13 protein-coding genes are annotated in these 15404 nt (G+C 59.4%); 2 read left to right on the plus strand and 11 right to left on the minus strand.

What is annotated here, in order from left to right:
- Nucleotides 1-178 precede the first annotated feature (178 nt).
- The 6 genes from BGE01nite_RS20820 to BGE01nite_RS20845 all read right to left on the minus strand — a co-directional run bounded on the left by BGE01nite_RS20820 (nucleotide 179) and on the right by BGE01nite_RS20845 (nucleotide 6724).
- Complete coding sequence (locus tag BGE01nite_RS20820; protein WP_170266945.1) at nucleotides 179-1204, minus strand: Kelch repeat-containing protein; 1026 nt, start codon at nucleotides 1202-1204, stop codon at nucleotides 179-181.
- Nucleotides 1146-1721: a hypothetical protein gene (locus BGE01nite_RS20825; protein WP_146853281.1), complete on the minus strand. Its 576-nt coding sequence runs from the start codon at nucleotides 1719-1721 to the stop codon at nucleotides 1146-1148. Before BGE01nite_RS20825 ends, BGE01nite_RS20820 begins: the two co-directional genes overlap by 59 nt.
- A complete protein-coding gene (locus BGE01nite_RS20830; protein WP_146853283.1) occupies nucleotides 1718-2233 on the minus strand; it encodes a hypothetical protein in 516 nt (171 codons plus the stop codon). The genes BGE01nite_RS20825 and BGE01nite_RS20830 overlap by 4 nt, the downstream gene beginning before the upstream one ends.
- 363 nt (nucleotides 2234-2596) lie before the next feature.
- On the minus strand, nucleotides 2597-3406 hold the full coding sequence (locus BGE01nite_RS20835; RefSeq protein WP_146853285.1) for a polysaccharide lyase: 810 nt from the start codon (nucleotides 3404-3406) through the stop codon (nucleotides 2597-2599).
- 54 nt (nucleotides 3407-3460) lie between these two features.
- A complete protein-coding gene (locus tag BGE01nite_RS20840; protein WP_146853287.1) occupies nucleotides 3461-4891 on the minus strand; it encodes a sulfatase family protein in 1431 nt (476 codons plus the stop codon).
- Nucleotides 4892-5158: 267 nt separating this feature from the next.
- Nucleotides 5159-6724, minus strand: coding sequence for an N-acyl-D-amino-acid deacylase family protein (locus BGE01nite_RS20845; protein ID WP_146853289.1), 1566 nt, complete (start codon nucleotides 6722-6724; stop codon nucleotides 5159-5161).
- Nucleotides 6725-6841: 117 nt separating this feature from the next.
- Between BGE01nite_RS20845 and BGE01nite_RS20850 the strand changes: the two genes are divergently transcribed.
- Together BGE01nite_RS20850 and BGE01nite_RS20855 are read left to right on the plus strand one after the other, a co-directional pair.
- Entirely contained in the window at nucleotides 6842-7375 is a 534-nt protein-coding gene (locus BGE01nite_RS20850; RefSeq protein ID WP_146853291.1) for a hypothetical protein, read from the plus strand.
- 8 nt (nucleotides 7376-7383) lie between these two features.
- Complete coding sequence (locus tag BGE01nite_RS20855) at nucleotides 7384-7710, plus strand: hypothetical protein (protein WP_146853293.1); 327 nt, start codon at nucleotides 7384-7386, stop codon at nucleotides 7708-7710.
- A 1-nt stretch (nucleotide 7711) separates the two neighbouring features.
- Here the strand turns inward: BGE01nite_RS20855 and BGE01nite_RS20860 are convergent, their stop codons facing one another.
- The 5 genes from BGE01nite_RS20860 to BGE01nite_RS20880 are packed head-to-tail and all read right to left on the minus strand — an operon-like array spanning nucleotide 7712 to nucleotide 15380.
- Nucleotides 7712-10564, minus strand: coding sequence for a DUF1553 domain-containing protein (locus tag BGE01nite_RS20860; RefSeq protein WP_146853295.1), 2853 nt, complete (start codon nucleotides 10562-10564; stop codon nucleotides 7712-7714).
- A gap of 17 nt (nucleotides 10565-10581) precedes the next feature.
- Nucleotides 10582-11922: a polysaccharide lyase 6 family protein gene (locus tag BGE01nite_RS20865; RefSeq protein WP_170266946.1), complete on the minus strand. Its 1341-nt coding sequence runs from the start codon at nucleotides 11920-11922 to the stop codon at nucleotides 10582-10584.
- Between the two features lie 10 nt (nucleotides 11923-11932).
- Nucleotides 11933-13255, minus strand: coding sequence for an NHL repeat-containing protein (locus tag BGE01nite_RS20870; RefSeq protein ID WP_146853299.1), 1323 nt, complete (start codon nucleotides 13253-13255; stop codon nucleotides 11933-11935).
- A 27-nt stretch (nucleotides 13256-13282) separates the two neighbouring features.
- Nucleotides 13283-14680, minus strand: coding sequence for a DUF1501 domain-containing protein (locus BGE01nite_RS20875; protein WP_146853301.1), 1398 nt, complete (start codon nucleotides 14678-14680; stop codon nucleotides 13283-13285).
- 1 nt (nucleotide 14681) lies between these two features.
- On the minus strand, nucleotides 14682-15380 hold the full coding sequence (locus BGE01nite_RS20880; protein WP_146853303.1) for a FadR/GntR family transcriptional regulator: 699 nt from the start codon (nucleotides 15378-15380) through the stop codon (nucleotides 14682-14684).
- Nucleotides 15381-15404 lie beyond the last annotated feature (24 nt).

Here is a 15404-nt window from a genome sequence, read left to right on the forward strand (position 1 = left end):
CTCGAGGGCAAGGCGCGGCGACTGAATGAACGATAGACCGCCAAGCGCCAACGTGCGCGTCTCATCAAAGCCTGGGGTTTCAACCCCAGGGACTCGCCAAAACGCCCCACCGAAAAGCGCTGGAAGCGCGTCTCATGCACACGACAGGTGGTGAGATCCACGGATCAACCCCACCCCCTCACTCCGGCATCAACTCCTCCACCTTGATCCTGAAAAAAGCATCCGTCCGAGACTGCTTCTTGTCTTCTCCCCCGAGGCAATAAACAAACCCCTCATGCACCACCAACGCCACCATGGCCTTATACGGCAGGGGTGGCGCAGGCCGGTAACGATCTTTGCTCGTGTCGTAGAGCCAGGCCGCGTTCGTGAAACCTTCCGCGTCACTCTTATAACCTCCGGCCAGATAAACAAACGGCTTCACGATGGATCCACCCTCCGGCTTCTCTTGATACAGCGCCACCGCGGTCATCCCACGTGCCGCATAGGGCAGAGGGCGCAGCTTCTTCCACTCATTCTTCCGCGCATCAAAGGCATGCGCCTCATCCAGATTGACCACCGTCTGCGCCTTCTCATCCCAGGTGCCGCCACCGAAAACATACAGCCGCCCAAACAGATCCATGCAGTGGCCCGAGGTCACAAAAGGCTTCCCCGGATGTGGAGCCAGCGTCGTCACCGCCATCGTCTCCAGATCCACCGACCAAGTATCCGTCCCAGCCTTCGCGATCTGCATGGTGTCAGGAGCACCCCCCGAAAAAACCATCGTCCTGCCATGCACACCACCCGCGCACAGCACCGCATTCGCGGGCATTTCCACTTGGCGTGCGGTGAACTTTCCATCCTTCAAAGTTCGCACGCTCGGCTGCATGCCTTCAGCATTGATGCCTCCACCGAAGACAAGCGCGGATTCCTTCGTCGGCTCATTCTGAACACCTGACACCGTGTAGGCCACCGGCCTGTCCAGATCTTTCCACGTCTCCCACTTCATCGTCGCAGGATCAAGCGCGCGCACCTTGTCCAGCCAGCGCTTCGTGCCATCCTTCCAGTTAGTCCCGCCAGCGATGATCACACGCCCTTGGTGGGATTCTACCACACTCCCGCCGACCGGCTCGGGCAGCGGAGGCAGCTTTTCCCATCCAGCAGCTTGGCTAGTGCCCGCTGCCAGCAGCAGGAGGCAGCTTGTCGTCAGGATCAGTCGCGCGTTCATAAGAGTCGAGATGAGTATCAGCGGTTTGCCAGTCCGGATGCAAGCGCACATCTGCCTCGCCGGAGAGTTCTCCAGGAACGCTCGCGGGCGAGAGATCGTCCACGCGCTTCATCTCCCACCAGCACTGGCCGCAGTGGTTGTGCTCATGATTCACCACAAAGCCCGCCTTCTTCATCAGCGGCCCGATCCAGCCCAGGCAGTGGTCACAGTAGTCCGGATACTGCTGCAGACCATTGTGAATCAAAAAGCCTTTCGAAGGGCAGTGATGCATGTCGATGCGGAAGGCATCCTCGCGCGCCGTCACATCCCAGACACCGCCTTCCTCACCCAGCGTGTGGTCCCAGTATTCCTCCATGCCGGCAAAGCCCTTGCCGATGATCAGCTCGTTCGCATGGATCTGCGCATCCTCATGGATCGCCTCATGCCAGTAGCGCCGCACTAGCCCATGGCCGCCACGTTCTTGCAGCCATTGAAAGGTCCATTCGTAGTGCCCGCAGAAATCGTAGATGCCGATCATGATGCTGTGGCGATGTCCTCCAGACGCTGAGGTTGATCAAAGTGGCCCGTCTTCGCAAAGCGCTGCTCGCACGAGCCATTGCCACCACGAATGCGCGTCTCCACACCCGCACCTTCGCCCATGGCCGAACTCACAAATGAACAATGCTGGCAGAAGCACGGCAGGATCTCGCGCCCATGCTCGCGCAGATATCGAATAGCCGGACACCTCCACACCTCCAGCACCACCTCATTCGCATGTTCCGTGACCACGACTTCAGCCTCTGGCTCCGCCGCAAAGAAAGCCTTCCAATGCGCCGCCACCGCCGGAAGCCCGCCCTCGCGCCAGCGCTGGGTCACAGGTGCGTAGTAGCCACGCCCAAGTTCCGTCCAATAGCGCTTCAACCCCTCATTCCCGAACTCCTTCTCGATGAACCGGAACGTCGCATTCACCGCCGTGTAAAAATCCGCCGCGCCGACAGGTTTCGTGTCGGTATAGGGGAGCGGGCTTGGGGGGCTGGCCGTCTCAGGCATGGTCCCAAGTGTGCGGGTCCGCGCCCCACATGACAAGCATGGACCCCCTGGTTCCAAAAACAGGCCAGAACCTCTCCGGGCCTGGAAAAACACATTGATTCGTCATGCCCTGCCAGCGGTCTCCAGCCTCGGAGAGGCGAAAGGAAATAGCCCCGGGTTTCAACCCGGGGAAACCGCACGTCCGCACCCTGGGTTGATCCCGAGTCCCGGAAGGGACGAAAGAGGCTTCCAATCGCCATCGGATGGCCGACTTCGCATCGGGCTTCGATCACCCACCAGTCACAAACAGACCGCATTGCCTGCGTCTGAAACCATCTGTGCCCTCTGCGTTATCTGCGGTTAAAAAAATCCAGGTTCTTCGGCCTACTGGCTCTTCGCCTTCACCACCTTGAAATCCGAAAACTCCGTATAACACGGCTTCGTCGGCGCCCAGGTGCTGTCATTGCCACCGTGGAAGGTTTCAAAATACAAACTGTCCACATTAAAGGTCTCCGCGCTGCGCCACTCCATGTCCTTGCGCTCCACCACCTGTCTCTCACCCTGGCCCGGCAGCGTGATCCACACTCGCAGAATGCCATCGCGCTGACCGCCCGTGTTCATCACCACCGCCAGCCGCACGCCAATCGGCTTGCCGGTCGGAAACCGGAAGTCCTCGGGAAATGAAAAACTCTCCCCATACTTCTCCGGCTGGTTCTTGTGATACACATAGGCCTCACCACGACCATCCCGCCGCCACATCAGACGTGCGGAGAAACCATTCGCACCATCCGCAGGCCGGCCACCACTCACATTCTCCGGTCCACCGCACAGGCCCGGCAGCTTGCCACCCTTCACAAAGTCAAAATCTTGGTTAAACCGCAGCGTGTAGCTCAGCTCCGCCGCGCGATGTTTCCCAATCGGCCAGCGCCAGCCCGCACCACCCTGCTCCGGCCCGATCTGGCCGACCGCGTAGTTCACGCGCAGCCACTTCTGGCCATCTTCACGTGCCTTGAGCTGCACATGACCTTCCTTCACCCCGTCCTCAAATTCGCAGCCCGGCCAGTCCTGCTTCCAGCGCTCCACCGTATAGTCTCCAGGCTCACCCGCGAGGTTCACCGTGATGGGCAGGGGCAGGTCAGCCGCATGCAGGGACACGGCGAGCAGAAGAGTGCAGAGGCTGGAGAGGTGACGCATGAGGTTAGGCGGCGGCAGTCTGGAGTCGGCAGCGCCGCCTGTCCTCTATGAATGTCACTGCTTTTTCTTCTTCTTTGCCTTGTCCTTGCCATTGCCCTGCCCGTTGGCGGCCTTGGGCTTGGTCGCACCTTCGTTCTTCACCACATCTTCCGGCTCCGGAATGCGTCCCTGGTCGTCACTGTCCTCGATCCATTTGTCCAGCACACCACGCAGGCGCTCCAGCGTCTGCTGATGATCCGGTGATTTCGCCAGATTGTGGATTTGATGCGGATCCTTCTCCATGTCGTAGAGCTCCTCTTCCGGCATGTTCGGCGCGGCCAGCACCGCCTGCTCCGGCGTCAGCTTGTCCTGCGCCGCCAGCTCCTTGATCAGGTTCCACACCGGATACTGCTTTTCCTTGTATTCGTTAGGCTGAAGGAAGGGCCGCTCAGGCGTGAAGTTGTGAATGTAGCGATACTTCGCATCCCGCACCGTGCGCAGCCGGAACACCGTCTCATCACAGCGATCCCGTGCCCCAAAGGTATACTCACGCGGAGCCTCCGCATCCGCTCCCAGAAACACCTGCCCCTGCATCCCTGCGGGCTTCGGAATGCCCGCAAAATTCAAGGACGTTGCCGTGAGGTCGATCGACATCAGCAACCGGTCACTCACCGTGCCAGCCGCGTATCCCTTCGGCGCTGGCAAGCCCGAAGGCCATTGCAGGATGAACGGCACATTCAGACCTTCCTCATAACAAAACTGCTTCGCGCGCACGTGCGCCGCGCCATTGTCACCCACAAAGCAGATCACCGTGTTCTCCAGCAACCCGTCATTCTTCAGCAGTTCCAGCACCTTGCCGATCTTCCGGTCCAGCTCCGTCGCCGCATCCAGATACTGCGCCCAGTCCTTCCGCGTGATCTCATGATCCGGATAGTAAGGCGGGATCTCCACCTTCGCCGGATCCGCATGCGGTGGTGCATGGAAGGTGCGATGAGTCTCCTGGAAATTCAGCTGCGCATAAAACGGCTGATGAGCCTTCAGATCATCCCAGTTGTCCGAATCAAACGGCTTCTCCGGTGGCACAAAGTTCCAGTCCGTCTTGCCTGCTCCTTTGAGCCCGGAGGCGGCAGGCAGCGCCTTCACATTTGCCGTGAAGTAACCCGCATCCCGCATGCGCTCGCTGATTACCCGCACATCCTTCGGCAGCGTGTAGCCATCATCCCGATGACTCCTGTGATTATGCGCGCCGATCGTCGTCTGATACATCCCCGTGTTAAAAGCCGATCTGCTCGGCGAGCACACCGGTGCCGTCGTGTAGTAGCGATTAAACCGCATCCCCTTCGCCGCCATCTCATCCAGCACCGGCGTGGAAACCTCCTTCGCCCCATAGCATCCCAGATGCGGCCCAAAATCCTCCGCAATCAGCCAAAGCACATTCGGACGCGCGGTCTCCGCCAGCGCCGGCAGTGCAAAACAAAACAAAGCCAAAAATTGAATCAATTTCATACCCTCAAACCATGCCAGAGCCCTCCCCCTTCTGGCAAGCTCCCTCAATCACGAAGTCGCGGAGCGTCCCGGAGTGCGGTGGCAGAGATGCACGGGCCACCGTGCATCGTCGACACCGCTATGTACGCTCTCAGCATCTACACCCCACCCAACATTCTCCGCGCATGAACAACTTCCGACCGTACCACCCCATTCCAATGGGGTGGAGGGAGTCTAATGGAAATTGAATCCACGCTTAATCTGTCACCAGACGCCTGAATCCCACCCTCACGACTTCCTCAGCGCCCCACCCGGCCTAGCTTCCGTCAGCTTCCCCTCACGAATCACCGGCACCCCGTTCACCAGCACCTCGCTAAACCCTTCCGAGTAATGATGCGGATCATTAAAAGTGCTCGGATCCGCGATCTTATCCGGATCAAAAATCACCACATCCGCACTCGCCCCCACTTTTAAAACACCACGACCCTTCAAACGAAACGTCTCCGCCGGTAAACTCGTCATGCGCCGCACCGCTTCCTCCAGACCGATCACCTTCTTCTCCCGCACATAGCGCCCCAGGATGCGCGCATTGTTTCCATAGCTGCGCGGATGCGGCACATCCTCGCCCAGCTTCCGTGGCCCCCCATCACTGGCAATCATCGTCAGCGGATGCTTCAGAAATTCGGTGAGGTCATCCTCATTCATCCCATGGAAGACACCGCTGCCACCGCCGCGCTTCTCGATGTCCAGCAGCAGCTCGATCTGATCTTCCAGTGAATCACTGCCGCGCACCTTTTTCGCCGCTTCCGGGATCGTCAGCCCATTCAAAGACGGGTCCGTCACAAAGCGCGCCACCACCGCATAGCTGTAGTCCTTGCGTCCGCTGCGATGCAGGATCTCCAGCATGCCCTCGATGATCTTCGCTTTCTTCTTCGGATCCGCCAGACGCGCGGCGTAGTCATCGCGCGTGCCCTCCAGCGCGCTGTCAGGAATCGTTTGCCTCAGCCCTGTGCTGGACGCGGTATAACCATAAAGATCGTGCGTGATCTTCAGCCCTTCCGCGCGTGCCTTGTCCAGATAGCTCAGCACCTCGCCTGTCTTGCCCCAGGCCGTCGGACCGGAAAGCTTGATGTGGCTCAGCTCAGCCCGCACCTTGGCCTCACGGGCCACTCGCGTGAACTCATCCAGCGCATCAAAGATCTTCACCGTCTCATGCCGGATATGGCTCGCATACACACCATCATGCTGCGCCACCACCTTCGCCAGCTCGATGATCTCCTCCGTCTTTGCGAACGAGCCCGGCACATAGATCAGCCCCGTGCTCATCCCCACGGCACCATCCTTCATCGCCTGCTCCACGATCCCCTTCATCTTCGCGAGCTGCGCCTCAGACGGAGCGCGGATGAACTTCCCGCCCATCCCTTCTTCGCGCACCGACCCATGGCCGATCAGCGTCGCCACATTCAGCGTCATCCCCGCCTTGTTGATCTCATCAAAAAATTCCGCAACGTTGGTTCGCGACATTCCGCAGTTCCCCGTGATGATCGTTGTCACGCCCATGCGCAGAAAGTTCTCCGCCGCCGGCACATCACTGATCTTCTCCGAGTGCGTGTGCACATCGATGAACCCCGGCGCCACCACCTGCCCCTTCGCATCGATCGTTGTCGTGGCATCCCCCTTCACCTCGCCCACCGCCACCACACGTCCGTCTTTAATGCCCACGCTCCCAGCTTTCGCCTCAGCGCCCGTGCCATCCACGATCCGGCCATTCGTGATCAGCACATCCAGATCCGCCGCCCAGGTCATCGACATCGGCAGCAGCGCAGCAGAGAAAAGCAGGGTCAGTAAACGCATGCCCTCACTCCATCACAGTCCGCCGCCTTACTCCAGATAAATGAGCCTGGCCGCCCCCCGAATGCGTCGGGCCGACGAAAGCTGGCATCCTGGCGAGACTCGACTATAAAAAACGCCATGAGACAAAACACGAATCGTGACCGGGTCGAGCGGCTGATGCGCGAGCTGGGCACCAGCGTGACCTCGGAAGGTCGTGTTTACTTCACCGGAGGTGTTTCGGCCGTGCTTCTCGGTTGGCGGGATATGACCCTGGACGTGGACCTGAAAGCAGATCCGGAGCCCGCAGGTTTTTTCGAGAGTCTGCCCCGCCTCAAGAATGAGCTCGACATCAATATCGAGCTCGCTGCGCCAGACCAGTTTGTCCCGCCCTTGCCCGGCTGGCGAGAGAGGAGCCGCTTCATTGCCCAGCATGGCAAGGTGGTGTTTCTTCACTATGATTTCTACAGCCAGGCGCTTGCCAAACTGGAGCGCGGCCATGCCCGTGACCGGCATGACGTGGGCATGATGCTGGAGTCAGGGCTTGTGGAGCCTGGAAGGCTGCTAGCCCTCTATCTGGAGGTCGAAAACCAGATGATGCGATACCCCGCTGTAGACGCTGAGGCTTTGCATGAACGAGTGCAGGCAGTTGCGAGAGAAGGAAAGTGGATCTAGCTTGGACTATGAACGGGACAGAACGCGCCATGCTGTTTGCCGGTCTGCCTGGAGCAGATCTGGTGAGCGATGGTCTTGCGGATGTCGCCGCTGGACGTGAAACAGTCGCCGGAGAGCTGGTCAAGATCGGCAGCCCGAGACTGAATGACTGCGGATTGAGTGTGATCGTTGACCACGAGGAAGCCTTGAATGCCGACCGGCGTCTCTATACATTGTTAGGTGCAAGTCACGGCAATGCCGCGCACTCGCAGTACAATGCCCTTATCCGTCAGTTAGTGAGCTTTGAGCGTGCCTTGGAGCAGCGTCTTGCTCGCGCACGCCGGGTGCGGGTCTGAGTTACTCCAGATAAATGAGTTCGTTTGAGTTCAGCAGCGCCCGGCACAGGGCTGTTGGCGGCTGGCCGCGCAGGAACTCTGTGGCCATCGCAATCTCCTTCTGGCTCGGCTCACGTTGGAAACAGTGGCGATAAGTCCGGGTGATCGCAGCGCCTGGATCAGCCTTCCAATCTCCGCCGCGAGCCGCCAGCGCGGCCGCCATGTCGAGCGTGAAGCTGTGGTTCAGCAGTGTCAGCGCCTGTAGCGGCGTGGTCGTGTTTGCCCGCTTCGGTGAGGCAAAGGCGATGTCGGGCAGATCGAAATCATTCAGCACATCCACGATGCTCGCGCGGGCATTTTGATGATACACCGCGCGGCGATACGTCTCCGGCCCATGCTGATCCAGCGGGAAGTAGGTGCACACATTGTTCTGGCTGAATTTGTAGAGCCGGAACCCCGCTCCACCCATCGGCTCCAGCTTCATCTGCCCCGCCGCCGTGAGGATCGTGTCCCGGATCTCCTCCGCGCTCAAACGACGCGGCGGAAAGCGCCAAAGCAGCCGCGCAGACTTGTCGAGCTTCAGACCTTCCGTATTGCCCGTCGAGGCTTGCTGATACGTTTTCGACATCATGATCTCCCGATGCAGCTCCTTCAGCTTCCAGCCATTTTGAATCAAACGCGTGGCGAGGTAGTCGAGCAGTTCCGGATGTGTCGGCTGGCTGCCGAGATAACCAAAATCACTCGGCGTGTCCACAAGCCCGATGCCGAAGTGATAATGCCACACACGATTCGCCAGCACACGCGCCGTGAGCGCATTGTCATCACTCGTGATCCACTTCGCCAAGGCCAGCCTGCGCTGTCCTTCTTCTGCCTCCGGGGGCAGTGAAAAAGGCTGCGTGATCTTGTCCAGCACGTTCAAGCTCGCCGGCACCACGGGCTCCAGCTCCTTCATTGGATCGCCACCCTGATGCACATGCGTGCGCGCCGTCGGCTGTGCAAAATGCCCCGCCCAGATCTGCGGCAGTGGCGCGATCTTTGCCAGCGCGGCCTTCGTGGCAGCGATCTGCTTGTCAAAGCTGGCCAGTTGCGCCGTTTCCTCCTTCGTGATGATGCTGCGCCGTGCCTTGGCAATGCCATGCTCCTTGGTCCAGGACTCCCGCCCTTCGTCCGTCGCCACCGTGGTCCAGGTCTTTCCGTCCATCGAGACCTGCACATCATACTCACAGGGAGTGGCGCCCCGCACTCTGCTCTCATCGACATCACGCTCTCCACGCGCATTGATGAAGGTGATGCGTTGAATCATTTCTAGTTGGGCAAAAGTCAGCCTCAACTCCGCTGGACTGCCGATGAACCACGCCTCGCCCTTCTGCCCGTCGATGCAATACTGCGGACCATACGCTTCCGGGAAGTCATCGGCGCTGGCAGCCTTCGCGCCTTCGGCCTTCGTGCCATGGCTGGCCAGTGCAACGTTCTTACCTTCCTTGTCCCAGACCTGAAACTCCGTCAGCTTGCCACCAGAGCCGCCAGCACGAGCCGTCTTCGTTGGCTGGTGATCACTGGTGAGCGAGTGAATGACAAACTTCAGATACTTGGCCTGCATCGGTTGAAAGGATTCATCCGTGCCATTCTCGTCGATCTTGGGCCGCGTGGGCTTCACCTTCTTCGCCTCGTCATGGGCGCGGCCGTTGATGGTGCCATCCAGCTTTAGCCTCTCAGCCTCCAGCCTCCTCACTTCCAGGTTCAGCGGCGTCGTGGCCGCCGCATGGGCATCACGTGCCTCTTTCGTCGCCACCACACGCCGTCCATGCGTCACTCCTTCAAAGGCTGCGCGGATACGATAATAGTCCTCCGTCGGAATCGGATCAAACTTGTGATTGTGGCATCTGGCGCAATTCACGGTTAGGCCGAGGAATGCGCTGCCCGTGGCCGTGATCATGTCATCCAGCGTCCCCGCGCGGATGTTCTTCTGCGCCACCACATCCGCATTCCCCACATCATCATAGGGTCCAGCCGTCAGAAACGCACTGCCGACCTCCACCGCCGGGTCGTCCTTGCCGATCACGTCTCCCGCCAGATGCTCCGTGATGAACTGGTTGAAGGGTTTGTCATCATTGATGGACTTGATGACATAGTCTCGGAACGGCCAGAGATCATCGACGATCACGTTGCGCTCAAAGCCGTTAGATTCCCCAAAGCGAATCACATCCAGCCAATGCCTCCCCCACTGTTCTCCATAACGCGGAGAAGAAAGCAGCCCATCCACGAGCTTCGCATACGACTCATGAGATCCATGCTCCACAGACTCCGACGTCGGCGGCAAACCATGCAAATCATAGGTCATGCGCCGGACCAGCGTGCGCGCATCAGCCTGCGGACTGAAATGCAGTCCCTTTTCCTTCAGCTTCTCCTCGATAAACCCATCAATGCTCTTGTGAGCAAACTCCTTCCGCAGCGGCTGCAGCGACCACCAGCTCTTGTCCGCGCGTTTGGCCTCCACCTTGCCCTCACGTGGATCCGGTGCGCCCATTTTCACCCAGGTCACCAGATCGGCGATCACCGCATCAGGCAGCTTCGGCTTCTTCGGCGGCATCTCCAGATCCGCCTCTAGATGCTGGATGCTGCGGATGAAAAGGCTTTCCTCTGGCTTGCCCGGAATGATCGCAGGTTCGCCGCTGTCACCACCCTTTTCCCAACCCGCTTTCGTGTCGAGATAGAGATTGCCCTTCAGCTTCTTCGCCTGCGCGCTGTGGCACGAGTAGCAGTGCTCCACCAGCACCGGCCGGACCTTCTGCTCGAAGAAGGCCACATCAGCCAGAGCCGGACCTGTGAGCAGCCAGCCGCCTAACAAAGAAAGGATGCAAAAGTCAGTACGCATGGATCAAAAACGATGAATCAAGGTGCATCCGGACCCACATCCGCCGCCGTGAGTTGCTTGGGCGCAGCTATCGCAGGCTTTGCCGCCTCCCAGCGAAACCACGAAGCCCACTCCGCCTCCGGCTTCGCATCAGCGTAGGCGATGTTATCCTTCGCAGTCAGGCTGTGCACCAGCCCCTGGATCACCAGCGGCTTCCCGAGCGGCTTGGTATGCACCACCGTGTTGTTCGTGAAGACACACTCCTTCGGCAAATACTGCCGCTGCTTGTCTTCCTTCTCCAGGCCCATGTAAAGCGGAGCGCAATCCACCCACGTGTTGCCCGTGACGGTGCAGCGCGTGGCGGCGGAGGCCGTGTTGTCGTCATACTTGTCACGGATGTTCTCCGTCGTCAGCGTATCATGCATGCCCGGGAAAAAGGAGAATGGCGCCTCATGCTTCGCACCCGTGAGTCCCGCGAAGTAGTTGCCTGTCACGCGATGCTCAAAGCCATAGAGCTTGATGCCTCCGAACCCCGGTCCGTCCTCCGTGGCGATGATGATATTGTTCTCCGCCACATTGCGATTCCCCAGCCGCATGCAGATGGCACCGCGGCAATTGATCAGCGTGTTGCGCCGCACGATGTTGTCAGATGACTTGAGCGACATCAGCTCATCCTCGCCACTGCAGCGTTCCAGCAGATTGTCCTCAATAATCGTGAATGAGCTTTGCCCCGAAGCTCCGAGATCATTGCCACCCGTGCGGATGGTCTCGTGACCGTTCTCCTTGTTGGCATAGATCACATCGCGGAAGTGATTGTGATCCACACGGTCATGCTGCGAGTTCACCAGCGCCACATCATCACCACGGACAAACACCGGGCTGCCACGGTTCACCTTCTTCTCAAAGAGATTGTGATCCACGCGGTTGTGGCTGCTCTTCGCGCCTTCCACCGTCACCCAGTGCTCCCAGTGCCGCGGCTTCGCGCGTTCCTTCGGGCGGAACACATTCCGCGTGACCTGCACGTAGTGGCAGTTCTCCACCCGCACGCACTGCGCGTCTGCATCGTTCTCAAAAACAAAACCTTCGATCACCACATGATCGCACTCCTTGAGAATGAAACCTCCCACACCGCCAATCACTGCCTTGCCGCGATGCACCGCGCGGATGACCACCGGCTTCTCCTCCGTGCCATGCAGATCCCTCAGCGTGATCGGGCTCTTCAAAGTGTGCGTGCCATCTGGCACCTCCACCGTGCTGCCCGGCTGCAGATTGCTCAGCAACTTGGCGAGCTCCGACTTCTCCTCTGCCAGTGCGGTGGTGAAACCCAACGCTGCAGTAATCAGCCCGCAAGCGATCCAATGTTTAGAAAACAGATTCATAGTTAGGTATTCACTTGGCAGTTCCCAGCTTCCACAGCGCACCATACATGTCGCTGGCTCCTGATTTGCTCACTTCCTTCGCGCCAAAGGCCGCTGGGGCCGCGCACGCCCCACCGATGAGCAGCAGGTCCGGAGCACGGAAAGCTGCCGGATAGGCATTGTCATTCAGCTTCCCACCCGCCTGCTCCACCCATTGAAGCGCCCCGTTGATGTCAAAGGCCGCGAGAAAGATATCGCCACTGCCACGTGGTGTCAGCGCATGACCTGCGAGGGAGGTTTCTTGATTGAAGTCACCACATACAAAAGCCGTGCCGTGATCATCCGTCACCACGCCGAGGCAGTAGTCCGTGCCCTTGCCTTGCAGATGTTTCGCCCACTTCACCTGGCCGTCCTTGTCCAGATGCACAATGAGGCCGTCATTGTCCTTGTCACCACTGCTAGTGAAGGTCTGACCCGCCACACTCACGCTGCCCTTGAACATCCCCACGCCCCACACCCGGCCGGAAGAATCGCAGGTGATCTCATGATACAACGCGCTGGGTGCACCAGGGATCACACTGGCCCATACACCCTCACCGTCCGGAGTCAGTTTCACCGCGAGCGCCGCTGTAGTCTTCGATTCAATCGCAGCCTTGCCAAAGCCACCAGCGCCCGACGCATTGCCGCCGAGGTAAATGCGATCACTCCCATCCACAGCGATCCCATGCCCGCTGCCGGAAACCGTTCCACTGGCCACCTTGTGCCAGATCTCTTTACCCTCGCTGCCATACTTCGTGCAAAAGAGCTTCCGGTCGATCGCACCCGTGATCACCACATCACCTTTGGAATCGATCGCGATGCCATGCCCATAGTCATAACCTGCGCCACCGGCAGTCTTTACCCAGACCACGCGACCATCCGGTGCAAACTTGGCCGTGAAGACATCATAGCCTCCTGCATTCGGTAAAACCTCGCCATTGACCTTAACATCCGTGCTTTCGAAGTGGCCGGTGACATAGGCATTCCCGTCCGCGTCCGCCACCACACCATAAGCACGGTCTATTTTGCTGCCGCCGATACTGCTCACCCACTGCGCCTTGCCTGCGGGATCAAGCTTCACGAGGCACATGTCCATCCCGCCCGCACTCTGATGCTGCTTGTCGCCAAAGATGGAATCTCCCGTGCACTCAGAGGCCAGGAAAACATTGCCGCTCTTGTCGAAGGCGACCGCGCGAGCTTTGTCACTCGTGCTTCCTCCGCCATTGAAAACCCATTCACAGGTGGGCGGTGTGGCCGCATGCAGAAGACCAGAGATACCTAGAAGGGGGAGCAGGAGATGTCGGATGGAAGTCATCTGTCGAAGAATAAAAATAAGTTAGGCTCATGCCAGCACGCCCTGGATCACATGCCCGTGCACATCCGTGAGTCGTCGATTTGTGCCGTTGTGGTAGTAGGTCAGCTTTTCGTGATCCAGTCCCAGCAGGTGCAGGACCGTGGCATAGAAATCATAGGTCGTGGCCACATCCACGGCGGCACGTCGGCCGAACTCATCCGTGGCTCCATGACTCACGCCACCTTTCACACCGGCTCCCATCATCCAGGTCGTGAGAGCATCCGGATTGTGATCACGACCGCTGGTGCCCTGCTGATGCGTGGGCATGCGGCCAAACTCGGTGCACCAGATGATGAGCACATCATTCAGCATGCCGCGTTGTTTCATGTCCGTGAGCAGGGCCGCAGTCGGCTGGTCAAACACAGGCAGATGCCGCTCATAGTCCGCCTTCAGCGTCTTGTGCGCATCCCAGTTCAGCAGACCATCCACGGCACTGGCGCGTGAGGCGCAGTAGAGGCTCACATAGCGCACGCCTTGCTCCAGGAAGCGACGTGCCAGCAGGCAGTTGCGGGCATACGCAGCCTTCAGCTTGTTGGCATCGCCCGTGCCATACAGCTCATGGATGTGCTTCGGCTCGCGTGAGAGATCACTCACCTCCGGCGCGGCGAGTTGCATCTTCGCGGCTAGCTCATAGGCATTCATGCGCGCACGTAGCTCATCATTCTCGGGATGCGCGCTGGCATGCTGCTGATTGAGGTGATGCAAAAAGGCACGCGTGGCCTTCTCTTCGGCGACGGAGATGTTCGCGGGCCTGGAAAGATTCCGCAAAGGTTGTTGGGCCGCCATGCTCACCGCCTGGTGCTGCGCGGGCAGAAAGCCATTGCTCCAGTTCGCCTTGCCGTTCGGCGGCTCGCCGCGGATGTCCTGCATGGCGATGTAGGTCGGCAGATTCTCGTTCAGGCTGCCAAGCCCATAGCTGATCCACGATCCCGCGCTGGGGAAACCTTCGCGCGTGAAGCAGGAGTTCATGTAGATGCAGCCTGGGCCATGCGTGTTCGTGCGGCTGGCCATGCTGTGGATGAAGGCGATGTCATCCACGTGCCGCGCCATGTTCGGCATCATGCTGGAGATCTTTTTGCCACTCTGGCCCGCCGCCACAAAGTCCCAGGGCGAGCGCATCAGGTTGCCGTTCTTGCCTTGGAAAGTCACTTCCGCCGCACCAGGCAGCGGCGTGCCGTGATACTTCTCCAGCATCGGCTTGTGGTCCCACAGATCCACATGCGAGGCCGCGCCCGGGCAGAAGATCTGCAGCACCTGCTTCGCCTTCGGCGCATGATGCGGCTGGCCGCGAGGCGCCTCCGCCATGAGGCGTGAAAGCGCCACGCCGGTCATGCCGGTGGTCATGTTCGTCAGGAACTGACGACGTGAGAAATCGAGCGTGCTCATGTCAGGCTTTTACGGTGCGGCGAGGTTTGGGTTGGAGGCCGAGATCGAAACGTGCATGCGTCAGGTGATCACGCATCGCTTTCGCAGCCGCATCACCATTGCGATCCACAATCGCCGCGAGCACCTTGCCATGGTCATCCACCGCGAGGTCTTTCGTGACCCTCCGGTAGCCATGCGAAAGACTGCTCTGCAGCAGATCCGAAAGCGACTGCATGAGCAGTGAGGAAACCTCATTTCGAGAGGCCTCAGCGATCAAGCAGTGAAACTCCATGTCCGCCAGCACTTGCGTTTCGAGGTCCTCGCAAAGCGTGAAGCGCTGATGACAATCTTGAAGCCGTTTGAGATCCGCTTTGGTCGCTCGTTCAGCGGCGAGACGTGCCTGCTCCGGCTCCAGGGCCAGCCGCACCTCAGTGAGTTGCACGAGCCTTGTCTTCTCATCCGGCACGCGCAGATGCACGGCGCTGCTCAGAGGCTTGTGCAGCTTGTCCACCACCTTCATGCCGCTGCCCTGACGGATCTCCAGCATGCCTTGCAGTTCGAGGCGCTTCGTCGCTTCACGAATGACACCCCGGCTCACGCCAAACTGCGCAGACATGAAGCGCTCAGTCGGCAGGCGGTCCAGATGACTGGCGCGCACCAAGTCGACGATCCGTCCGCTGACGGAGTCGACGAGTGAAATGGCATTCTTGGTGGCAGGCATGAATTGGTAGGACCAATTTTATAC

It is taken from the genome of Prosthecobacter gellanilyticus (assembly GCF_007992435.1).
In the GTDB taxonomy this organism is placed as follows: Bacteria; Verrucomicrobiota; Verrucomicrobiia; order Verrucomicrobiales; family Verrucomicrobiaceae; genus Prosthecobacter; species Prosthecobacter gellanilyticus.